The following is a 23,571-nucleotide window of genomic DNA, read 5'->3' on the forward strand; positions in this document are numbered from 1 at the left end:
ATTTGCAGCTATTTCATTGCAAACGTGCGAAGCTGTTCCCAGTATTTCTAATATAATGAGAGCGTTACCATGGCAAAACACATCGAATTATCCGCCACTGGCGGCCCAGAAGTACTCCGATATTGTGAATTTACACCTGCTGACCTTGCTCCCGATGAAGTACAAGTCGAAAACAAAGCTATCGGTATTAATTATATTGATACCTACATACGCAGTGGGTTATATCCACCAGCTAGCCTGCCCTGTGGCCTGGGAACGGAAGCCGCAGGCATTGTCACTAAAGTTGGCTCTAGTGTGACATCAATTAAAGTCGGTGATCGTGTGGTTTATGCTCAGTCAGCTTTAGGTGCTTACAGTGAAATACACAACGTTCCTGAAAGCAAAGTCGCGCTGTTACCGAATGAAATTTCGTTCGAACAAGCGGCTGCGTCATTCTTAAAGGGGCTGACTGTTTACTATCTGTTCAATTTGACTCATAAGCTCCAGACAGGCGAAACAATTCTATTTCATGCTGCCGCTGGTGGTGTTGGTTTGATTGCCTGCCAATGGGCAAAAGCACTGGGTGCGAAATTGATTGGCACAGTAGGCTCAGACGAAAAAGCGGCACTCGCCAAGGCAGCAGGGGCATGGCAAACCATCAACTATCGTCGCGAAAATATTGCAGAACGTGTCTTGGCTATTACTGGCGGGGAAAAAGTTGGTGTCGTATACGATTCTGTTGGCAAAGAAACTTGGCTGGATTCACTGGATTGCCTGAAACGACAAGGCTTGATGGTCAGTTTCGGTAACGCTTCAGGCCCCGTAACTGGCGTGGATTTGGGTATCCTCAATCAGAAAGGTTCACTGTTCCTCACCCGCCCTTCCCTTAATGGCTATATCACTACTCGCGAAGAGTTAGCTGAAGCCAGCAAGACATTATTTGCTTTAATTGCCAGCGGCAAAATTAATGTGGATGTACCAGAAAACCAGAAATTTCCACTGAGAGAAGCAGTAAAAGCACACCAGACGCTGGAAAACCGTGCAACCCACGGTTCCAGCTTATTGATTCCATAATTTCAGACAAAATTTCTGAACGGATTTACATCCGCTCTGTCACCATTTCCAACGCTTTTTCAACAACCATAATATCAGCGCCCGACTTATGGGCGTTTTCACTTAAATGACGACGCCACTGACGTGCCCCAGGGATCCCCTGGAAAATGCCTAGAATATGGCGGGTGATATGCCCTAAATAAGTGCCTTTAGACAGCTCTTGTTCGATATAAGGATAAAGCGCTTTAACGGCCTCAACCGTATTGGTCACTGGAACTGTTTGATCAAACAATTCACGATCCACATGTGCCAGAATGGATGGGTTTTGGTAGGCTTCTCGTCCAACCATCACACCATCCATATACTGTAAATGCTGTTTGGCTTCTTCCAACGATTTAATGCCGCCATTAATTGAAAGCGTCAGTTGAGGAAAGTCCCGTTTCAATTGATAGACTCGCGGGTAATCCAAAGGTGGAATTTCACGGTTTTCTTTCGGGCTTAAACCCGACAGCCATGCTTTACGTGCATGGATAATAAAATTATCGCAATCGCTGTTTTTCACAACAATATCAATAAAATCACACAAAAACTCGTAGCTATCCTGTTCATCAATTCCAATGCGAGTTTTAACGGTAACAGGAATATCCACAACATCCTGCATTGCCTTAATACAATCAGCTACCAGCACTGATTCTCCCATCAGGCAAGCACCGAAACGACCATTCTGCACACGATCAGAAGGACAACCCACATTCAGATTGATCTCATCGTAACCTCTTTCCTGTGCGATCCTGGCACACTGCGCTAATGCCTGTGGATCACTCCCCCCCAATTGCAGTGCGACTGGATGTTCTTGCTCGTTATAGGCCAGATAATCCCCTTTGCCATGAATAATCGCCCCCGTTGTAACCATTTCCGTGTAAAGCAGCGCTTCCTTGCTTAATAAACGATGAAAGTAACGGCAATGGCGGTCAGTCCAGTCTAACATGGGCGCAACGGAAAAGCGGGAAGGTTTGAATCTTCTCGCATCCGTTGATATTACAGTGAATTTATTAGGTTTTTGCATCTGTATATTTTCGTGCATTTTAGGCTATTTTGAGATTATCGGTACACCATACAAATGGTGTACTGGTGACTGAAGAGGTAAATAATGGCCTACTATAACATAGTGAAACGCCCGCGCGCAGATGGCACTATTAGGTATCGCTGCACAGTGGGAATAAAGGAAAACGGCAAACATCTTCATCGTGAAACAAAAACATTCGGCAAAATGGCTCAAGCTAAAACTTGGGGCGCCATACGATCCGCTGAACTTGAGCAAAGTGGAGCTCCCGCACAGAATGTGCATCGAAGATATAACAGTCGGTGATCTGCTGCACAAATACATCAATGACCCAGATTTAGGCGGAAAAGCAGGAAGAACTAAAAAATATGTATTAGACATGCTCTTAGATAGTGAATTAGCGAAACTAACACTTTCAGAGCTATCAGTTAGCCATGTTATCGAGTATTGCAAGCAGAGGCATTCTACAGGTATTACTCCATCAACCATCAACCACGATGTCAGCTATTTAACATCAGTATTAAAATCAGCCAAGCCAATCTATAATATAGACTATGTATCAAATCCTGCATATGAAGCGCGTCCTTTGCTAACTCAGATGGGGTTGATTGGAAAATCTCAACGTCGTAGTCGAAGACCAGCACAAGACGAGATAGATAAACTTATTGTTGGGTTACGTAAGCGTAGTAGTCATAGGGAAGGGAAAATACCCTATGAAGATATCTTAAATTTTTCAATTTTAAGCTGTATGCGCATAGGGGAAGTCTGCAAAATTCGATGGGATGATATATACGAAAAACAAAGATCTGTCGTTGTAAGGGATAGAAAAGACCCAAGAAAGAAAACAGGGAATCACATGTCCGTTCCTTTACTTGGGGATGCCTGGGAAATAGTTCAAAGGCAACCAAGAACAGGTGAGCTGATATTCCCGTACAACTCCAAAAGCGTAACAGCAGGATTCCAGAGAGTCCGTAACGCTCTAGGCATCGAAGACCTCCGCTACCACGACCTACGCCGAGAAGGAGCGAGCCGTTTGTTTGAGGCTGGCTTTTCAATTGAAGAAGTCGCGCAAGTCACAGACCATCGTTCTCTGAATATATTATGGCAGGTATACACAGAACTGTACCCGCAATCACTGCATGAAAAATTCAACAAGCTCATGCAGAAGAAAGAAGAGTAATCCCAAAGGGCAGTAATCTGCCCTTTAACTCCCAAAGTGAGGACCTCGGAAGAATCAATGGGTTATTGCCAAAGTGGGAATTCCCATTTAAATGGCTTTCAAATCCCAATTGGCGCGATTAACCAAAAATCTGTCCGATTTGAAATCAGAACATATTACCACCTCAGAGCAAATGATACTGGGGTGCAGGAGTGTGTCAGGGGTGGTGTTAATAAACTCTGAAAATCACAAAAAAATGACATTTGCAATATATTTATTTTTCTATTATAAATCAATTTCTTATATGTATTTTGTTGAAGAAAATTAGTTGTAAAATGTCTCAAAAAAGACAGAAATAATAGAGAATATTCATGCCCTAAAATATACTCCTCCGTGAGAGTTATCAATTTGATAACACGGATTCACTGGAGGTTTCTATGTTTTGCGAAATAAAAGTAGCCCAAATGGCTGCGTACCTGCTATCGAAAGGTGGCGGGCGCATGGCATACCTGAAACTCATGAAGCTCATGTACCTATCTGACAGGGAGCATATGAGGAAATACGGGGAGTCAATCAGCGGTGACCGTATGGTATCTATGCCTCACGGACCTGTGCTTTCATATTCACTCGATTTAATGAATGGCTCTAGCCAAGGTTCAGATGAGGGCTGGGGAAAGTGGATTGCTGGCGCTAGTAATTATGAACTGGAGACAAAGCTACCATCAGTTGAACGCGATGAATATGACGAGTTAACAGATGCTGAGCTTGCTGTTCTGAATGGCGTTTATTCAGAATACGGTTATATGACAAAATGGCAGATAAGGGACTACACACGCTCACATTGCCCTGAGTGGTTCGATCCTCATGGTGGCTCATACCCGATCGACCCAAAAAACGTTTTCCTTGCCCTTGGAAAATCAAATGAGGTTGCGATACAACTTGCAAACAGGATGCGAGAACAAAACGAACTAGATCGGGTTATTAGCGGATTAGTATGACAATTAACTTTGCACCTGTTAAAAAGGGAACCATAATGTTGCTTACAGGTGCGAAGGAGCATTTGTTCTTTATTTGTAGTATCCCGTGCTTTACCCTCAACTTACCAAAGAATGTTTTCTTGCTGTTAATTTAACCACTATTTATCCCGATATTGAATATGACAACACCTGTATTTTAAGTGTCGGCGATCATCCTTTTGTAAAGCACGATAGTTATATTCTTTATAAAAAAGCTGAGATACTGGGAGTTGATACAGTGACAAGTCAAGTCATTGCTGGTGATATCAGAGTATCAGAACCCTGCCGTAATGATGTGTTTGATAGAATACTGAACGGATTTAATACCTCCCATCACGTAAAGCCCAAAGTAAGAAAGTTTTACACTAAATATTGCGTTTAATTTCAATATTGCATTTATTCAGTACCATTAAATGGTGCCTATCATCAAGAGTCATTACCAAAGCGAGAACCTCGGCAATAGGACTCCTTAACCTAAAGGAATTCCTATAGTTATTCACGCCTGCGTTTGAAACGGAGGAATCAATGGCCTTTATTTATCGTGACGCGTCACGAATAACGCGAGCGGTAAGTGATGGGGGTTGGGACAAGTGGGGTAAGGAATGAAAAGGAGGATATTTACTATCCCAACTAAAATTAAATTTTATCTGTACTAGTCGCGACTTGATCTGATGAGATGGACGTCCCGTATGGCGTCAATTGTACCAAAATGAAATAAGCATATTCATTTTATGGGAGCGTCCATCATGTATCATAAAATTCTCGGTATTGATCTCGCTAAATCTGTTTTTCAGCTTTGTTTGCTTAACGATAATCACATTATATTTAATAAAAAAATGACCCGAAGTCGATTACTGGATGCTGTTAGACAAATGGAATCCGGGACTTTGATTGCTATGGAGGCTTGTAGTACCGCCCACTATTGGGCACGAACGATTGAAAATCTAGGTTTTAAAGTTTGCCTTATTCCCCCTCAGCATGTGAAAGCTTTCGTTAAACACCATAAAAATGATGCCAATGATGCGTTGGCAACATGTGAAGCTGCGAATCGGCCGGGTATGCATTTTGTTCCGGTCAAAAATCTGTATCAACAAGACCTCTGTGTTCTCCATAATGTCCGGCAGTCATTAGTTCAAAAACGCGTTGCTCTCTCTAATCAAATCAGAGGACTGGCAGCAGAATATGGCATTATTTTTCCGCAACGCTCTGCGGCTCTTAGAGAGTCACTGTACGAGGCACTTGAAGATGCCGATAATGGATTAACGATGATTGCACGCAGGGTTCTGAAACAACTCTATGAAGAATGGCTGAAGCTGATCCAGCAGACAGAAGAAATAGAAGAAACCCTCAAGTCGCTATCATCGCAAACGGCTCAGTGGCAGCAACTCCAATCTATTCCCGGTATTGGCCCCCTGATTGCCTCCGCAATGGTCGCGTATATTGGTGATGGAAAACAATTTAATAACGGCAGGCAAATGGCCGCTTGGTTAGGACTCGTTCCTCGACAGGCCAGCAGTGGTGGGAAAACACAATTAGGCAAAATCACTAAAAAGGGTAATCGGTACCTACGCGGGATTTTAATTCATGGCGCCAGAGCTGCTATACAACGCAGAGCGTTACGGCATGATGCCCTCGGTGATTGGATGCAGTCTTTGGTTAACCGACGGGGATTTAATAAGGCGTGTGTCGCTTATGCCAATAAATGTGCCAGGATATGCTGGTCAATTATGGTTAATAAAGATGCGTTCCAGATGAGCAAAGCCTTTGCTTAAATAAACCGGTTTCATTTTCAATAGAGTTGACTACAGTTGATGAGCTAAACGGTTATCCGGCCTTGCAAAAACCTGAGACTGTCGAGGATTTTTAATCCGTTGATCTGATGAGGAGGCAAGGTTCGGACTTCACCATGGCGCAGCAAATTTAAATGATTGCCAGACGCCGGATATATGACCGTGAACCGAAATTAGCAATACACTGAGTCACTAAAAAAGTTGAATATTATGGGACGTCCATATATGACAGTTACCCACTTTGTTATCGGCGACTGTCAGATTATATTTGGGTCAGATTTTTTTCTGCCCAAATAGATTTCCCATCCTGAAGGGTTTCTATTGGTGTCCGGCCGCAACACATTTTTCCTTGATGAGTGCGGTGATTGTTGTAATTGTCCATCCATTTGTCCAGATCTTTTTGTCACTCATCCAATGAGCCATACAATTTCTTTCTGAACGTCACTTGGTAAAATTCATTCAGGATGGTTTTGTGAAACCGTTCACAGATGCCATGGGTTTGCGGTGACATCGCCTTTGTCTTGGTATGGTCGATATCATTGACAGCCAGATACAGTTGGTAATCATGGTGCTCAACACACCCGCAATATTCGGTGCCTCTGTCTGTCAGAATACGTAACATCGGCAATCTATGAGCGCTGAAGAACGGCAGCACACGGTCATTCAGTAAATCCGCCGCCGTAATGGGCGTTTTACTCGTATAGAGTTTCGCGAAAGCCACTTTACTGTAAGTCTCGACGAAAGTTTGTTGGTACAAGCGTCCCACGCCTTTAAGATTACCGACATAAAAGGTATCTTGCGACCCTAAATAGCCAGGATGAGCGGTTTCAATTTCGCCACAAGCTTCGTCATCATGCTGCTTACGTTCAAGGGCGGCAACCTGCTCGTCAGTCAGGATAATGCCTTCGTCAGCCACTTTCTTTTCAAGGGCTGCCAGACGCTTTTTGAAGTTCTCAAGATGATGTCTGAGCCAGATAGAACGGACACCACTGGCAGACACAAAGATGCCTGCTTTTCTGAGTTCATTACTTGTTCTGGCTTGCCCATAGGCCGGGAATTCGATGGCCGAGTTGATAACGGCGTGTTCAGTCTCCGCATCCACACGGTTCTTCAAATTAGGGGTTTTTCTGCTTTGGTTGATTAACGCATCAATCCCGCCTGTTTCAACGAGTTCCTGATAACGATAAAACGTATCTCTGGATACCCCCATCACTTTACAGGCTCTTGAGACATTACTGAGTTCTTCAGCGAGATTAAGCAGACCCGCCTTGTGTTTGATGATTGGATTGCTAGTATAAAGCATGAGAGTTACCTCTTAGTCTTTGATTATGGATTCATCACCTTTAATCAAAGTCGGTAACTCTCTTCTTTTCAAACCGAAGTGTCAGATCTAGTCTGAACTAATACAATCATTTCAACCCTAAAATCGGGTTTTGTGCCCATTCCCTCGATAAGTTCACTGCACAAAATCAAACCATTTTTTTCAGTCTAAAGTAGGTCGCTCTGGATATTCCCGTCCTTTCCATGACGTCTTTCATCGAAGCTGCCTGAGTTATCATATTCTTGGCCTGAGCTGCACCTTTATGCGGTTTTCTGCTAAATCTAACGCCAGATTCCTTCGCAAATTGGCGACCTTCATTAGTACGCTCAAGAATACGTTCGCGCTCTGCTTCAGCCACTGCCGCCAGAATCTGAACCATCATCTTACCCATCGTGCCTTCAGTACTGAGGCTGTTGTCCAAAAACCGAATAGCGATGCCTTTTTTGTAGCAGCTATCGACAATTTTGATCATATCCGAGGTATTGCGGCCTAAACGATCCATTTTGGTACATATAATGGTGTCGTCTCTTTCAGCTCTGGCCAGTAACTTTTTCAACCTTTCTCTGTTGTCAGTTTTTCCTGTCATCTTATCCGTGAAAATTCGATCTTCACGAACCCCGGCCTGTTTCAGAACAGCAATCTGAATATCCAGTTTTTGTTGTGTGGTCGAAACCCGAGCATAACCCAGCAATGCCATTTTTATCGTTCCCGGTATCATAATTAGAAAGAAAGATATTTGAGACTGGTTTAAATATCCGACTGTAAAGTATCAAAATTTACAAATTATGATACCTAAAGCGGATAATGTATTAATTCAACACCACATAATAATAAATTGCGGTGATCAATACATTAGAAACAATCTTCTGAGTAATTTTATTTATTGTGACAACCTAAGCAAAAATAAAGTTAAAAAATTAAAAGCAGTAATATTTATTGATTTAAATCAATAACCACGCCTTTATTAGTTTGTTATTGATATGCTATATTTCGATTCAATAAATCTTGCATTCACATAATAAGTGCAACACCGTTATAAACGAAGTAAACGAGTGGATATTCCTTTGAATAACTCATCCGGTGTTTGTAATCCCGTGTCTTCCGTGGGCGTTTATTTAAGCGATTTGCGACGAGGTTTATCTCCCGCTCTGATACCTGATTAAAATCGGTCCCTTTTGGAAAGTAGTCTCTGATTAATCCATTAGTGTTCTCATTGATTCCTCTTTCCCAGGGTGAATAAGGATGGGCAAAATAAATCTTGGCCTCTAAATTTTTACTGATGAGTTCGTGTTCGGCAAACTCCAATCCATTATCAAAGGTGATGGTTTTAACCTTTTGTTTTATATTTGATAAATTCCTTGTTGTCGCTTTTGCAACACCTTCCGCTGTTTTATCTTCGAGTTTAATGATGACAGTAAATAACGATTTACGTTCAACTAAGGTTAATAATGCACTTTTATGATCTTTTCCAACGATAGTATCCCCTTCCCAATCACCAATACGCTGCTTTTTATCAACAAGTTTTGGGCGATGCTCAATACTGATTCTATTTTTGATTTTTCCTCTGCGCTCATCACTTCCATAGCGTTTACGATATGGTTTTTTAGCAATCCTAAGGTGCTGCCATAAATCACCACCATTGATTTTATCCTTATAAATCAATCTATACACGGTTTCATGATGCAAGGATATTATCTTCTCCCTTTTAAGATAACCGACGGTTTGTTCAGGGCTTAAATCTTGCCAAATTAACTGCTTAATCCACTTTGTTATCTCCGGTGTCACTTTGACGGCTTTTACCGCAGTACGGCGGCGCTCTGAAGCTTTAAGCTGAGCTTGTTTAGGGCAGTATTTCTGGGCTTCCCGGTTTCTTTTCAATTCGCGGCTAATCGTTGATGGGGCTCAATTAAGCGACGTTGCAATAAAACGTTGTGTAAAACCGGCTTCTTTTAAACTGAAAATCTGATATCTTTCTATTTCGGTCAGTTGCATATAGGCCATAGTGCATTTTCCTTTGGCGAGAAAGATGCCTACTATAGCAACTGACCGACTTTCTTAGAAATTGCACTTATTAGGCGAATCCAAGAATTATTAAATCCCTAAATTAAATTTAATTTTCATTACGTCAATAGTGGGATATGCAAGGAAACTCATATGCAACTTGTAAATATAATAAAACCAACCCATAGATGTAATTTAGCATGTAAATATTGCTATAACGAAGATATACGACATCCCGTTATGTCACTGGATATTCTTGAAAAAACGATTAAATACACATTCGACTATGCTAGTAGTAATAAAGTATTTACTTATGTTCATTTCATATGGCATGGTGGTGAGCCAATGCTACCAGGAATTAATTTCTATGAAAACGTTATAGATTTTCAGGAAAAATACAGTAATGGGATAAAATATTTAAATGCCCTTCAAACAAATGGAACATTAATAACTCAAAGATGGTGTGATTTTATAAAGAAAAATAAATTATTTATGTCCATCTCTATTGATGGCCCTAAAGATTTAAATGATAAGAATAGAATTACACATAAGAATACAGGGAGTTTCAATAAAATTATTGAAGGAATAAATAAACTAAGAAGAAATAATATTGATGTTGGTTGTGCTTTAGTAATGAGTAGAACAAACATAGATCACACGGACGAAATATATGATTTCATGCTTGAAAATAAATTACCATTTAATGTAATTCCATTAAATAAATCAGGGAATGCCATAGATAATTATCAAGATCTAGGATTAGGACCCGATGAGTATTATGTGGCATGGAGTAAATTATATGACAAGTGGTTTTACGCAGAACCAGAAAATTATATTTTCGTTTCTGACTTTGTAAGGAAAACTCAAGCAATTCTAGCAGGAAGAGCTGCTGACTGTATAGGAATGGCTCAATGTGGAAATACATCATTTTCTGTTGATCCGGTTGGAGATTTATACCCATGCGCAAGCCTTTCAGCTCAACCTGATATGAAATATGGAAATTTGCAGAATAATTCAATTTTAGAATTAATGAGTGGAATGAGGGCCACAATATATAGAACAAGAGAAAGTACGGATTCGTGTAAAAAATGTAAGTGGCAACACGTTTGCCATGGTGGTTGTCCCGCTAGAGCATATAAATACCACGATAATGATATATATCATAAAGACTATTACTGCCCAAGTTTGTATAAAATGTATGAACATATAGAAAAAAGATTAAATGAAAGAGGGCTAACTGCAAGTAAGCCATATAGTAAACATATGAGTGATGGTTTGCTTGGAACCAGTGCTTTTCTAGAGATAGAAAAGAATAAATTCAAGTTAATAGAAGTAGTAAACATTAAATAAGCATGATAAGGAGAATGTAATGAACGCATCCCAACCACTTGGCCTTTGGTACCGTGCTGGAATTGAGAGATGAGGCGTGGATCCTCACAGATTTCCGGCCTTATAGTGCCTAAAGCGGGAGCCTGTTGCTCCCTGATGACTGGAGGATCCACTCATGAAACATACACCTTTTGGCGTCGATATTGCAAAACATTTGATGCAGATTCATTTTGTTGATGAATACACCGGTGAACTCATTGATAAGCAACTGAGGCGAAATGACTTTTTAACGTTCTTCAGTAACCGTGAGCCTTGCCTGATTGGCATGGAAGCCTGTGGCGGTGCGCATTATTGGGCACGGGAGCTAAGAAAGCTGGGGCATGAAGTCCGTTTGCTTCAGGCTAAATTTGTCAAAGCGTTTCGGATGGGAAACAAAAACGATGTTCAGGATGCCCGGGCTATTTGGCTGGCCGTTCAGCAACCCGGTAAATCGGTCGCTGTCAAAAACGAAGAACAACAGGCCATTTTGTCGTTACACCGGATGCGCTACCAGCTAGTGAAATTCAGAACCTCGCAAATCAATGCGTTGCATGGCTTACTGCTGGAATTTGGTGAAACCGTGCATAAGGGAAGAGCCTCACTGGATAAAGCGATGCCGGAGGTGCTTGAGCGGCTAAGGGAAAAACTCGCCCCATTCCTGCTTGGACTCCTTGAAGAACAATACCGTCGTTTGGACGAAATCGATGAACAAATTGACCTGGTGGAAAAACAACTGACGGCGTGGGCAAAGCAGAATGCTGATTGTCAGCGAATTATGAAAATTCCCGGAGTCGGTGTCTTAATTGCCACAGCCGCCATCGCGACGATGGGCGAGCCCAGCGGGTTTCGGTCGGGCAGGGAATTTTCGGCCTATTTGGGCCTGGTGCCGAAACAAACGGGAACGGGAGGCAGGGTCAAATTACTGGGCATCAGCAAACGGGGAGATACCTACTTGAGAACCCTGTTTATTCACGGTGCTAGAGCGGCCACCTTACTCACGAAAACCCCGTCGCCGTGGGTGACAGAACTGAAAGAACGACGCCCAACCTGTGTAGCGATAGTAGGCATGGCTAATAAGCTGGCTCGTACCGTTTGGGCACTGGTTGCCCATCAACGGGACTACCAAAAAGATTACGTCAGTGTGAGGCCTTACTAAGGCGCTTCACTGGTCAACTTTAACTTGTAACACAACAAGGATGAATGCAGAAAGATTGCTGAGGCAAGGGTAACGATGACAAAGACAGGTAAGACCGTGACTTGCTAAACCTGAATAGTTCCTTGAGCATAAAGCTCGTCAGGAGAATGAGGAGCAAGCCAGCGGATTACATCGAGGCCCGCAGTTTTGGCTGCAATAAGGCCGGATATAGAGCTGCAACCTACCGTCGATGTCAGCGTGGTTTTTGTCTTGCAAACGGGATGCGTTCATATAGCTTACTATGAAAGACTTAAAAAAAAGTAATTTATGGAATAAAGCATTATTAGATTGCGTAGGTGGAGCAGGGAAAGATGTTGGTCAGGCTGTAGAACCTAAGCAAGTAAACAAACTTGTAAAACGAGCTGCTAGCCCTGGTTGGGATGGTAATATATATAAATATAGTTTTTAATTAGTTATAGGGAGAGGCATTCCCTCTCCCATTAATTTTTTACTACGCATCTAAAAATCATAATAAAAGCCTTCCTATTAATCCGTTAAATTTACATGGGTCTTTATTTCAATTATAGATGTAATTTCTTAGATGAGTATAAAACATTTACTGTTTGCTTTTTTATAGTTGTGAAAGGATTTCTTCTTAAATATTTTACTTGAAAAGTATTTTTTGAAATTTTCAAAAAAGGATATAAAATATATAATTATATAGTGAATTTCAGAGGGTTATGTGATGGGTGGTGAAAAAAAAGCAGTATTCTTTGTCATTTTAATTGTATCTATGTTTACTGCATTTATTGGGTTTTTAATTCATGTTGTTAACGTTGAATGGTTAACACCATATATTAGAAATGAAATGAGTAACATATCTGTTTTACCATCTTGGGATGTAAGATACTTAGCAGCATTAACAAGTATAGAAACAGGTTTTGGTATAACTATTTTATATATACTTATAAAAAGAGGTATGCCGACATATAATTCATTTGCAAGAGGAATTATCATGTGGTTGCTTGAGTTAGCAGTAATGGGTAGACTAGTTCGACAACCACTAATGGATTTAGCTATAGGAAACCCTTTCTATATATCTATATTACAAAATTCAATTGCATGGATTAATTGGCTTCTCATTTGTCTTGTAACTACATTTTTATATGATTATTTAATTAAACTATGGTGTAAAAACAATAATGAATGATGATATTTTCAGGAAGATAAATAGAGAAACAAAAGAAATAATGTGGGTCCCTAATACGATAATTAGGATTTACCCGCATTCGGTTATTCTATATGTAATAATTACCATCTTGATAACTTCTCTTTTCATTTTAATTTTTGTATTAAAGATAAACAATAGAATTGAAATAGAAGGTGAAGTTAACTCATTCCCTTCAACGGTAATAGTAAGATCGCCAATAAATGGATATGTTGAATTATCTAATGTTAGCATATTAAAACCTTCTAAATTACTTAAAGATGATATTGTTTTACAATTAAAAAGCATTGATAACGATATTAATGGTGATTTAAAGGAGCAAAAGCTTAAAAATTTAAATTCAATAATTTATAAATTAAATAAAAACATAAATAATAAAAATGAATTAAAGATAAAACTAGATGAATTCTATGAAAAAAATATAGCATTTACTGATCAAGAAATTGCTAATTTAAAAGCAGAATTAAATAAATCAAATAAAATAATTCAAGAGCATAATGATACCAGAAAAAAATATGAATTATTTTTAAAGAAAGGTTATGTAACCTTAGAGCAATTAAACTCAATAAATAGCAATTACGTTCAAAATAAAATTAGTTATATAAACATACATCAACAATTAAATTCTTTATTGGAAAAAAAACATCAATTTTTGATAGATAGAGACAGTAAAATGAATGACATAGAAAATAAAATTTCATCATTACAAGAGCAAATAGATGAAATTAAAATAAAAAAAATTGATATAAATTCTGATTCAAATAGAATTATAACATCTCCGATTGATGGAGTTTTAGATTATCAGTATAAGACATTAGGACAGGAGGTTGTTAAAAACGATCCTCTATTTAAAATATCGCCAAAAACAGTAGAATCATATTTTATTGTTTTTAGTATAAAGGGTGAGCATTATCCTTATGTAAGGATAGGTGAAAAAATAGATCTAAGATTTAAGTCATATCCATTCCAAAAATATGGCTCATTTAATGGTGTAATAGATAAGATTTCAAAATCAATTGTAAGTAATGAAAACTCTTCTTTACAGGGGTTAAAAAATGGCACTAAAAATAATAATAATGATAATATTTACTCTATCCAAATGAAAATAACTGATAAAAATATAGATAAATTAAAGTTGGTTTCGGGAATGAAAGCAGAAACATCTTTAATTGTTAATAATGGATCATGTTATAATAACAAAAGATACTCTATTATTGTCATCCATCTGCATTTTTTTAATATTTTTTACTTTAGTTAAAACTTTTTCTGATGCACTAAGATCTTATATGTCTCTTTCTATAAACGTCCTTTTGGATATGCAATGGAAAAATAGTCTTTTTGGGCATCTTATGAAAATTCCAATTGATTATTTTTCAAATAGGAAACTAGGGGATATTCAATCTAGGTTTAATTCAATAGAAGATATTAGAGAAACATTTTGCACTAATATAGTAACTTTAATTATTGATTTTTTAATGATACTAGGCTTACTGAGCATGATGATTATTTATGGAGGTGGTTTAACTGCTATAGTCATATTATTTTCAATTCTGTACTTTATGGTTAAATTAATTGTGTATAGAATATATAAGAATTCATCGGATAAAAAAATTAGAAATGAGGCCACTATAAACTCTTTCTTTATGGAGACTCTTTACAGCATGCCAACAATTAAAGTTCTTGATTTGCTTAATAATAGATTAAGAAATTACGGTGATAAAGTTAAAGATTTGAATAAATCCGAAATAAAAAAGAAAAAAATAGAAATTATTACTAGCGCACTGAGTTCAATTATAATATCTCTAGACCAAATAATTATTCTTTGGGTTGGTTCATATTTGGTAATAAATAGTTCTATAACTATAGGAATGTTTATAGCTTTCAATACGTACAGAGGTCAATTTTCAGATCGTGTTACTAATATAATTAATAAATCAGTAGAATTAAAACTACTCTCATTACATAATGAGAGGCTATCTGACATTGCTTTGCAAGAAAAAGAAGTTTTCAAAAATGATACTAATAACTATGCCGGTAACAACATGGCTTCTTTAGAACTATCGAATGTTTCTTATACGTATGAGAACTCAACTAATTCAGTAATATCAAATTTTTCAATAAAAATTAACGAAGGCGAATCAGTTACAATAATTGGACCATCAGGAACAGGAAAATCAACCCTTATTAAAATAATGTGTGGACTTATTAAACCTAAATCAGGGGATGTATTATTCAATAACAATGATATATATTCCATTGGAATAAATAACTACAGAAAAAATATTTCTTGCATTTTACAGGAAGATAAGCTTTTTTCAGGATCGATAGCAGAAAATATTTCAGGATTCGATGATAACATAAATATGGATTATGTTATTGAATGCGCAATAAAGGCCAACATCCATAGTGAAATTGCTAATTTTCCGATGGGATATTACACACAATTAAGTGAATTAGGCGGAAGTATTTCTGGAGGTCAAAAACAAAGAATAATGATAGCTAGAGCGATTTATAAAAAACCTAAAATTATTTTCATGGATGAAGCAACAAGTCATTTAGATACAGATAATGAATTATTTATTAATAAATCAATTCCAAATTTAAATGTGACTAGAATTATAGTGGCACACAGAGAATCTACCATTAAAAGTGCAGATAGAATTATTCATTTAAATGCTGAACTAGAAAAACAGACGGTTTTAATTTAATTAATGCTACCAACTAAATAAGATTTCAAAATAATAGGAGAGCATAAAAAAGTCTGGGGCACTTGGGTTGTTTGGCTGTAAAATGGGTAATTCAACCGGACTAAATAGCGTTTCAAAATGATAGGAGTATTCCTTACCCCGCGCTCCGCGCGGGGTAAGGGACTCCAACATCTGATACTCTCAGTATTATGAAAACCTATTTAGACTATGACCCATTAATACTTATACCGTTAAGTGGCTCTCCTCCATGTCAACCCTCTGGTTTGGCGACGCTTTAGGTTGCCAGGTGAAACTTCTTTAACTGTTTTGCCGCATAAGTGCCCCAGACTTTTTTATGCTCTACTATTAACAATAATCAGGGGCATTGCGCCCCTGTGGTTATTTTGGTTGTTCAGGCCAGTTGATATCCGGTGCGGTGGAAACATCCAGTCGGTATTGATGCCATGCAGTCAGTGCGGCTTTTTCTTCTTCCGTCGCCACACTAAGATAAACTACATCTTCAAGCGGTTAGATATGTTCTCTCACCACATGGATAAAGGTGATATTCTGGTTCATTTCGGCTTATTCAGCCATTAGGAAATATTAATGGGGGGAGCACAAACTCCCCTAAATTATCCAAGGCGGGCGATTATACAGAGCGAAAAGGATCGCTTCAAACTCAACCAAAAATGAATACTTGAATTAGCTCCATTTAAAGCGTAGTGACGAAAATTTCTCATGGATTTCATCAATAAATCGAGTTGTGCTAGAAAGACTCCAATTTCTAGCGATGTAATACTCCTCACCTTGATAAGCAAACTCAGGCTCTAACTGTGTACGATACTTTTTGTATTTGTCTTCAGTTCCTTTAATTTCTTCATATTTTTTCAGCAACTGAAACGAACAAGTTTTATTATTTCGGAGATAGTGAAAACCAGACTCATCAATTAATTTATGCTCCTCAAGTGCCTTAACTGTATAAAAACCAATATCTGACTTACGGAAACCTTGCTGGTAAAGAATTCCATTAACATACAAATTAAGTGATGAGTGATCTTTTTCATTGCTAACAACTCTCTTTTCCCGGTTTTTATGGCGTACCTCTATCTGGTAATCTACCGCTTCAGGAAGAGGAATAATTTGCTCAACATTCAATAAAAGTTTTTCATTGACTCGAAAAGGTTGAAGACGAACACAAGTTATATCCAGCCCTATATCATTCAGCCATAAAACCGATGTTGTGATCTCTTTAGAAAAACTAAAAGCAGCTAAAACGATACGCGTTTCTTTGGCAAAATCATTATGTTGCGGAGAGTCCCAGGCCAGAAAATCCAACAACGAACTTTCAGCATCAATATCCTGTCCCATTCGATTCAAAAATTCCCGGTAGGCACTAACAGCCTGCTCCCACGTTAGATTTGAAACCATGGCGGCGTACCGAATCGCCTGAAGTTCCATATGACCACCGTCGTCATCCCGCTTAAGCTCTATGACGACGAGATTGGCAGACTTATCGATACCAAGTAAATCAACGCGGCGATTAGAGCCAACAAAATGACTATATTCTTCTGCAATCACTAATGTATCTGGGCTAATGGCTCCAATTTGTGATTTTAAAAGACGCTGAATGTCTTGTCGTTCCTTTAGCTTCTCTGCCTCAAATGAAGTCATTTTAACTTCGATTAACGTATCCTGTGTTAATTCATATATTGCCATGTTTGTACTTATATTACTTTTTTGTCATTGTCCCTTGGTACCATATAGTATACATCAGGCTGTTAGTGCAAAACGCGGATTTCAGTATGGCTATATTCCTCATCCATGACTTCATCGTCGTCGAGTGGATCTTCCATTTGTTGATCGCGTAACATAGAATTGACCACATCAGCAAAACCCTCTTTCATATATTGCTCCATAAAGATACCTTTCGGGTTTGGCCAGGGTAATTGAGCCATCGGCCAGTCACAATGTTCCTTGTAAAACAAAAACGCTTTCAGGCGTCCTTTCGCTGTGTCAAAATCCCGACTCCAATAGGCATTACCTAACCGATAATTCGTATAGAATTCATCGAAGCTGCCAAAAATTTCATAAACATAATCAGCTGTTTTTAGTATATTTTTCCACGCCGTTTCTTCACTAATATAGCCCGCTGCAAAACAATTTCGGCTCAAAACAATCGCGCGCCAGAGATCGAATCCCCAAAGTAAAGCGGGCGGGCGTCCATTAATTGAGCGAGAACATTGTTGTACATATTCTTCTGGCTCTTCAATTAAACTGCCAAGTATTTTAAACATTTCGCCATCAGTAAAAACCGCATCAACTGCAAAGCGTTCTGAGTGTATTCCTGCCCATAAATCATGCACTACTTTCCAATAATCTTTTTCATTAAGTATTCCCCAATCTGCGTAGACTTGGGACTGATGAGGCTCTGCATCAGATAAGGGCAAGATACGGTATTGGTAATTATCGTGAGAAACTCGGCTTTTTAAAGGGTAATGTTCTAATGTTTCTGTCCAAAAACCCTCGTAATAACAGTTAACGATATGCAAACGCAATGCCTGACGCTTTTCTTCCGGTAAAACAGAATACTTTGCCTGTAAGTAATAACGTTTTTGTTCGGTAATAGGGAGATTTTTGATACGTTGGAAAGTATAAGTGGAGAGATATATACCAAGTAAGCTCAAGCCAATCATGCTAGCCCAAAGTATATATCCCTTTGAAGGTACGTTATTAGCATCAAAGATCAGTATCGTTATGCCGACCGATAATACCCCTAAAAAAAGTGTTGCAATCCAAAGAGCACTTAAGCCAATTACCTGAATAGGCTTGAGAAATGCCACGCCTTTTCTTTCCTTGAGGATATTTTTGATTATCCTAAAACCATTCACAGGAAATCTTCTATTATTCGGGTGGTTTTGCAATAATTCTTTCATTTTTAGTCCATGAATTAAGTAAGATGTATTTATACGCATTAAACTTCAAGTTGCAATTTACAACACGATATGGAACCTGATTCCCCCGCTTCGCGGGAATAAATTACACGCATATTGCAGTTAGATTGGTATATAATTTTAATTTTCAATATAATTATCCAGATAAATTAATTTAAATCCTCAGATATTATCCAATATTTTCAGTTTTATTTTCTCCGTTTTTTAGCCCATTTTATTGTTCTTATCCACGGATTAACTTTATTTTCAAGTATCTCATCATGACAAGTTAACCCCTCTTCTTCACCGCTATGTTACATATCAGACGAGAACCGAACATCATCTAGATCCCACTCTCAGGTTAAAAAACATGATAACATTAAAGTCATTAGCATCGGGTAGGTGTGAGAGGTGTAATGAAAACTATCAATCAAAAAAAGTTACTGGCACAGGCTGAAACAATCTGCCTGTCAAGAGGAGTTCGTTTGACACCTCAACGCCTTGAGATTCTTCGTTTGATTACTGAACAGCCTGGCGCGATAAGCGCTTATGATTTGCTGGATTTATTGCGTGAAGTCGAGCCACAAGCCAAGCCTCCAACAGTTTATCGTGGATTAGAGTTTCTGCTGGAACAAGGTTTTATTCACAAGATAGAATCCACAAACAGCTATGTGCTTTGCCATCATTTTGAAGAACCATGCCATACTTCGGCAATGTTTATCTGTGAATTTTGTGGCTCTGTGACCGAAAAGGATGCAAAGAATATTGAATCAGCGATTCAACAGTTAGCGCAAGGTACGGGGTTTCATTTACGAAATAGCGTGATAGAAGTTCATGGCCTATGTTCTTCCTGCCATGAGATTGAATCCTGCACGGAGCGCGATATATGTCAGCACAATCATTCGGTTGAAGAAAATAAAAAGAAATAAGAAAAAACATTTGCAGCCAAATTGGGCAATGAGGCGGTCATAACTGATATAATCATATATTTTTCAAGCTCCCGTTGAACTTAAGTTTAACGGGTTCTAGGAAAAATGACCGCCCCAGAATGGCAACTGCAATTATCCGCCTTTACAATCAGAACCAGTCCCCGCTACGAATAACGCCGACGGCCAATCCTTCAATAGTGAAATTCTGCTCGCTCAAATCAACAACAATAGGTTTAAATTCCGGATTTTCAGCAATCAGTTCAATTTTGTTTCCTGTTTGTTTGAAGCGTTTTACTGTGACTTCATCTTCAATACGCGCTACAATGACTTGCCCATTATGAACATCCTGTGTTTTATGCACAGCCAGTAAATCTCCGTCCATAATCCCAATGTCTTTCATGGACATGCCACTGACACGTAACAGAAAATCAGCGCTTGGTTTGAATAATTCAGGATCAACCTTATAATGGCTTTCGATGTGTTCCTGCGCCAGCAGTGGTTCCCCAGCAGCAACACGACCGATCAGCGGCAATCCTGCCCCTTCAGCTTCTTCAAGCAGCAAACGGATACCTCTGGATGCACCAGAGATAATCTCTATCACCCCTTTACGCGCAAGTGCCTTTAAATGCTCTTCTGCTGCGTTAGGTGAACGAAAACCAAGTCGCGCTGCAATTTCAGCACGTGTTGGTGGCATACCCGTTTGCGAAATATGGTCACGCACCAAGTCATAAACTTGCTGCTGCCTGGCAGTTAATGCTTTCATTTCGCCCCCTGTTTGTTTATACAGTCAGACTGTGAGTATATACAGGTAAAGTCGAATTGGGAACCTGTCAGCATGTAAAAGCAGCTAAATAACGTATTTGATGAAAAGATACGCGCCATCAATGCATAAAATGCGACCAGAAGATCATTCCCCAAATAAACAACGCCAAAAGCAGGGTGAGCAATACCGCCGCCGATCCCATATCTTTCGCTCGACCTGATAATTCATGATATTCACTACCGATACGATCGACGACTGCTTCTATGGCACTATTGAGGATTTCGACAATGACCACCAGCATAACAGAGCCAATCAGGAAGAGTCTCTCATGCAAGCTAAAATCTAAAGAAAATGCAACGATGATCGCAAGTATGGCCGCAATTGCCTCCTGCCGAAATGCCGCTTCATTTTGCCATGCAGCCCTGATTCCTTTCATCGAATACCCAGCCGCTTTAATGATACGGCTTAAACCTGTTGATTGATTTGCCATAAAAATTTTCTTTAATGAACTTAATGATTATATGGTTATATAACTTTTAGCTCTTATTATTGTCTTATTTCCACAGATCTCAAAATCTGTTTCTGGTATCCTTGCGATGCGTTGCTAACAAGAGGCTTAAAGCAGTTATGTCAGGTTGGCGTAAAATATATTATAAGTTATTGAATTTACCACTAAAATTATTAGTAAAAAGTAAATTAATCCCTACGGATCCTATTGCGGAGCTGCGTCTTGATACGACTCGGCCTATTTTGTATATACTGCCGTATCACTCAAAAACAGACTTATTGACTCTGCGTCAACAATGTCTGGCGCAAGATCTGCCTGATCCGTTGAATCCTTTGGAAATTAGTGATACACAGCTTCCCAGCTGTGTCTTTATCGATAACGGTCCACGTGTGTTCCGTTGTTATGCACCAAAACATGAATCTGTGAGAATTTTTCACTCCTATCTGGACTTGCACCACAATAATCCTGATCTGGATATTCAGATGGTGCCTGTTTCCGTCATGTTTGGTCGTTCCCCGGGACGCGAAGGGCAAGAAGGACATACCACGCCACAATTACGCTTGCTAAATGGCGTGCAGAAGTTTTTTGCCATCTTATGGCTTGGACGGGATAGTTTTGTCCGTTTCTCCACACCGGTGTCTTTACGTCATATGGCCGATGAGCATGGTACAGATAATATCATCGCCAATAAACTCGCCCGTGTAGCTCGGATGCACTATTCCCGCCAACGTCTTGCGGCCGTTGGGCCTCGTTTACCTGCCAGACAGGATCTGTTCAACAAGTTATTGACCTCAAAAGCAATAGAAAAAGCGATTGCTGATGAAGCCCGTAGCAAGAAAATCTCTCCCGAAAAGGCAAAACAGAATGCCATCAATATGTTGGAAGAGATTGCCGCAAATTTCTCCTATGAAACCGTACGCTTGACTGATCGGGTTTTAAGCTGGACCTGGAACCGTTTGTATCAAGGCATTAATGTTCATAACGCCGAACGAGTTCGCCAGTTGGCGCAGGATGGCCATGAACTGGTTTATGTTCCATGCCACCGCAGCCATATGGACTACCTTTTGCTCTCTTATGTGCTCTATCACCAAGGGCTAGTTCCACCACACATTGCTGCGGGCATTAACCTGAATTTCTGGCCTGCCGGTCCGATATTCCGTCGTCTCGGTGCGTTCTTTATCCGCCGTACGTTTAAAGGTAATAAGCTCTATTCAACCCTCTTTCGTGAATATCTCGGCGAGTTGTTTACCCGTGGTTATTCAGTTGAATACTTTGTCGAAGGAGGACGTTCCCGTACTGGTCGTTTGCTTGATCCCAAAACAGGGACGCTCTCCATGACCTTGCAAGCCATGCTACGAGGGGAATCTCGTCCCATCACGATTGTACCGATCTACATCGGTTATGAGCATGTGATGGAAGTGGCAACGTATGCCAAAGAGCTGCGCGGTGCAACCAAGGAAAAAGAAGGCTTTTTCCAGATGGTGCGCGGGTTGCGCAAATTACGTAATCTGGGACAAGGTTACGTGAATTTTGGTGAACCGATCCCGTTGACACAATACCTGAATCAGCATGTACCTGAGTGGCGTGACTCCATTGATCCAATCGAATCTCAGCGTCCAACATGGCTGACACCAACAGTCAGTAAACTGGCTGACAATATTATGGTCAATATCAATAATGCTGCCGCTGCCAATGCTATTAATTTATGCACTACGGCGTTATTGTCATCACGCCAGCGAGCGCTGACCCGTGAACAGCTTATTGAGCAGTTGGATTGCTATCTGCAATTATTGCGTAATGTGCCTTACACTGACGATATCACGGTGCCAAACCAAACCGCAGAAGAGTTGCTAGATCACGCTCTTATGATGGATAAGTTTGAGGTCGAGAAAGATAGTCTGGGAGATATTATTATCCTGCCACGTGAAAGCGCGGTATTGATGACTTATTATCGTAATAATATCCAGCACTTATTGATCCTGCCTTCCCTGATCACCAGTATTATTATGCATCACCGCCGCATTAGCCGTAGTGAATTGCTCAGACAAGTAGCGCTGATTTATCCGCTGATCAAGCAGGAACTTTTCATGCGTTACAGCAAGGAAACGCTTCCGGAGGTTGTCAATACCTTGATTGATGAGCTGGCACGCCAATGCCTTATCTGCAACAAAGAGCAAGGAATGCTGGTGCTAAATCCTGCGCGTATTCGCCCGCTGCAATTGCTGGCAGCCGGCATCAGGGAAACGCTGCAACGTTATGCCATTACGCTCTCTTTGTTGAATGCCACACCTGAAATTAGCCGTGGTGTACTGGAAAAAGAGAGCCGGATGCTGGCACAACGTCTGTCAGTGCTGCATGGCATCAATGCGCCGGAGTTCTTTGACAAGGCTGTTTTTGCCTGTTCAGTCAATACGTTGCGTGAAGAAGGTTATATTCAAGACAGCGGCGATATGATTACCACCAGTGCTCAAGAACTCTATCATGTATTGAGTGAGCTGATGTCACCTGAAATTCGTTTGACGATTGAAAGTGTCAGTATGCCACCAGAACAAAATGAACCTGTACAGGTAACACAAGATCAGCAATAACGACACCACGCTGGTCAGAAGATAACGGGCGGTAATCCGCCCGTTATCTAAAC

Annotated in this window: 18 protein-coding genes and 3 pseudogenes; 12 read left to right on the top strand and 9 right to left on the bottom strand. The window is 39.7% G+C overall.

Annotated elements, in window-relative coordinates:
* The first annotated feature begins 69 nt into the window (after positions 1-69).
* Entirely contained in the window at positions 70-1,053 is a 984-nt protein-coding gene (locus tag WDV75_RS17050; protein WP_273572162.1) for a quinone oxidoreductase, read from the top strand.
* Between the two features lie 25 nt (positions 1,054-1,078).
* Here WDV75_RS17050 and dusA read toward each other — a convergent pair whose 3' ends face one another.
* A complete protein-coding gene (gene dusA, locus WDV75_RS17055) occupies positions 1,079-2,098 on the bottom strand; it encodes a tRNA dihydrouridine(20/20a) synthase DusA (RefSeq protein WP_273572161.1) in 1,020 nt (339 codons plus the stop codon).
* A gap of 84 nt (positions 2,099-2,182) precedes the next feature.
* Here dusA and WDV75_RS17060 point away from each other — a divergent pair.
* The 3 genes and pseudogenes from WDV75_RS17060 to WDV75_RS17070 all read left to right on the top strand — a co-directional run bounded on the left by WDV75_RS17060 (position 2,183) and on the right by WDV75_RS17070 (position 6,042).
* Positions 2,183-3,275 (top strand): annotated as a pseudogene (locus WDV75_RS17060) (tyrosine-type recombinase/integrase).
* Positions 3,276-3,754: 479 nt separating this feature from the next.
* Positions 3,755-4,252, top strand: coding sequence for a Panacea domain-containing protein (locus WDV75_RS17065; protein ID WP_273572160.1), 498 nt, complete (start codon positions 3,755-3,757; stop codon positions 4,250-4,252).
* 764 nt (positions 4,253-5,016) lie between these two features.
* Positions 5,017-6,042: an IS110 family transposase gene (locus WDV75_RS17070; protein ID WP_338860193.1), complete on the top strand. Its 1,026-nt coding sequence runs from the start codon at positions 5,017-5,019 to the stop codon at positions 6,040-6,042.
* 280 nt (positions 6,043-6,322) lie between these two features.
* Here WDV75_RS17070 and WDV75_RS17075 read toward each other — a convergent pair.
* The 3 genes and pseudogenes from WDV75_RS17075 to WDV75_RS17085 all read right to left on the bottom strand — a co-directional run bounded on the left by WDV75_RS17075 (position 6,323) and on the right by WDV75_RS17085 (position 9,382).
* Positions 6,323-7,363: pseudogene (locus WDV75_RS17075) on the bottom strand (IS481 family transposase).
* A 166-nt stretch (positions 7,364-7,529) separates the two neighbouring features.
* Positions 7,530-8,078: a recombinase family protein gene (locus WDV75_RS17080; protein ID WP_273572378.1), complete on the bottom strand. Its 549-nt coding sequence runs from the start codon at positions 8,076-8,078 to the stop codon at positions 7,530-7,532.
* A 336-nt stretch (positions 8,079-8,414) separates the two neighbouring features.
* Positions 8,415-9,382 (bottom strand): annotated as a pseudogene (locus tag WDV75_RS17085) (IS30 family transposase).
* Positions 9,383-9,535: 153 nt separating this feature from the next.
* Here WDV75_RS17085 and dynA point away from each other — a divergent pair.
* The 6 genes from dynA to WDV75_RS17115 all read left to right on the top strand — a co-directional run bounded on the left by dynA (position 9,536) and on the right by WDV75_RS17115 (position 15,821).
* Positions 9,536-10,732: a dynobactin maturation radical SAM/SPASM protein DynA gene (gene dynA, locus WDV75_RS17090; protein ID WP_273572366.1), complete on the top strand. Its 1,197-nt coding sequence runs from the start codon at positions 9,536-9,538 to the stop codon at positions 10,730-10,732.
* Positions 10,733-10,886: 154 nt separating this feature from the next.
* Complete coding sequence (locus tag WDV75_RS17095) at positions 10,887-11,906, top strand: IS110 family transposase (protein ID WP_273572382.1); 1,020 nt, start codon at positions 10,887-10,889, stop codon at positions 11,904-11,906.
* Between the two features lie 280 nt (positions 11,907-12,186).
* Positions 12,187-12,354 (top strand): dynobactin A family peptide antibiotic, encoded by a 168-nt coding sequence (dynB, locus tag WDV75_RS17100; RefSeq protein WP_338860195.1) that lies wholly within the window; start codon positions 12,187-12,189, stop codon positions 12,352-12,354.
* 276 nt (positions 12,355-12,630) lie between these two features.
* Positions 12,631-13,095 carry a hypothetical protein gene (locus WDV75_RS17105; protein ID WP_273571517.1) on the top strand — a complete coding sequence of 155 codons (465 nt, stop codon included), beginning with the start codon at positions 12,631-12,633 and terminating at the stop codon, positions 13,093-13,095.
* The gene (locus tag WDV75_RS17110) at positions 13,088-14,371 is read left to right on the top strand and encodes an HlyD family secretion protein (protein ID WP_273571519.1); all 1,284 of its coding nucleotides are present in this window, start codon (positions 13,088-13,090) and stop codon (positions 14,369-14,371) included. Before WDV75_RS17105 ends, WDV75_RS17110 begins: the two co-directional genes overlap by 8 nt.
* Positions 14,292-15,821, top strand: a complete 1,530-nt coding sequence (locus WDV75_RS17115; protein ID WP_273571548.1) for a peptidase domain-containing ABC transporter — start codon at positions 14,292-14,294, stop codon at positions 15,819-15,821. Before WDV75_RS17110 ends, WDV75_RS17115 begins: the two co-directional genes overlap by 80 nt.
* Before the next feature lie 378 nt (positions 15,822-16,199).
* Here the strand turns inward: WDV75_RS17115 and WDV75_RS17120 are convergent, their stop codons facing one another.
* From WDV75_RS17120 to WDV75_RS17130, 3 genes are all read right to left on the bottom strand, one after another.
* On the bottom strand, positions 16,200-16,301 hold the full coding sequence (locus WDV75_RS17120; RefSeq protein ID WP_338860199.1) for a tail fiber assembly protein: 102 nt from the start codon (positions 16,299-16,301) through the stop codon (positions 16,200-16,202).
* Between the two features lie 201 nt (positions 16,302-16,502).
* Entirely contained in the window at positions 16,503-17,516 is a 1,014-nt protein-coding gene (locus tag WDV75_RS17125; protein WP_273571521.1) for a hypothetical protein, read from the bottom strand.
* A gap of 62 nt (positions 17,517-17,578) precedes the next feature.
* Positions 17,579-18,733 (bottom strand): DUF1266 domain-containing protein, encoded by a 1,155-nt coding sequence (locus WDV75_RS17130; protein ID WP_338860200.1) that lies wholly within the window; start codon positions 18,731-18,733, stop codon positions 17,579-17,581.
* Between the two features lie 413 nt (positions 18,734-19,146).
* Between WDV75_RS17130 and zur the strand changes: the two genes are divergently transcribed.
* Entirely contained in the window at positions 19,147-19,659 is a 513-nt protein-coding gene (gene zur, locus WDV75_RS17135; RefSeq protein ID WP_189761165.1) for a zinc uptake transcriptional repressor Zur, read from the top strand.
* 148 nt (positions 19,660-19,807) lie between these two features.
* On the opposite strand, the gene lexA is transcribed toward zur, so the two are convergent.
* Together lexA and WDV75_RS17145 are read right to left on the bottom strand one after the other, a co-directional pair.
* Positions 19,808-20,422 carry a transcriptional repressor LexA gene (lexA, locus tag WDV75_RS17140; protein ID WP_273571526.1) on the bottom strand — a complete coding sequence of 205 codons (615 nt, stop codon included), beginning with the start codon at positions 20,420-20,422 and terminating at the stop codon, positions 19,808-19,810.
* Between the two features lie 118 nt (positions 20,423-20,540).
* Positions 20,541-20,912 carry a diacylglycerol kinase gene (locus WDV75_RS17145; RefSeq protein WP_273571527.1) on the bottom strand — a complete coding sequence of 124 codons (372 nt, stop codon included), beginning with the start codon at positions 20,910-20,912 and terminating at the stop codon, positions 20,541-20,543.
* Positions 20,913-21,049: 137 nt separating this feature from the next.
* Between WDV75_RS17145 and plsB the strand changes: the two genes are divergently transcribed.
* Positions 21,050-23,518: a glycerol-3-phosphate 1-O-acyltransferase PlsB gene (plsB, locus tag WDV75_RS17150; RefSeq protein ID WP_273571529.1), complete on the top strand. Its 2,469-nt coding sequence runs from the start codon at positions 21,050-21,052 to the stop codon at positions 23,516-23,518.
* Positions 23,519-23,571 lie beyond the last annotated feature (53 nt).

The sequence above is a fragment of the Xenorhabdus griffiniae genome, from assembly GCF_037265215.1.
GTDB classification, from domain to species: domain Bacteria; phylum Pseudomonadota; class Gammaproteobacteria; order Enterobacterales; family Enterobacteriaceae; genus Xenorhabdus; species Xenorhabdus griffiniae.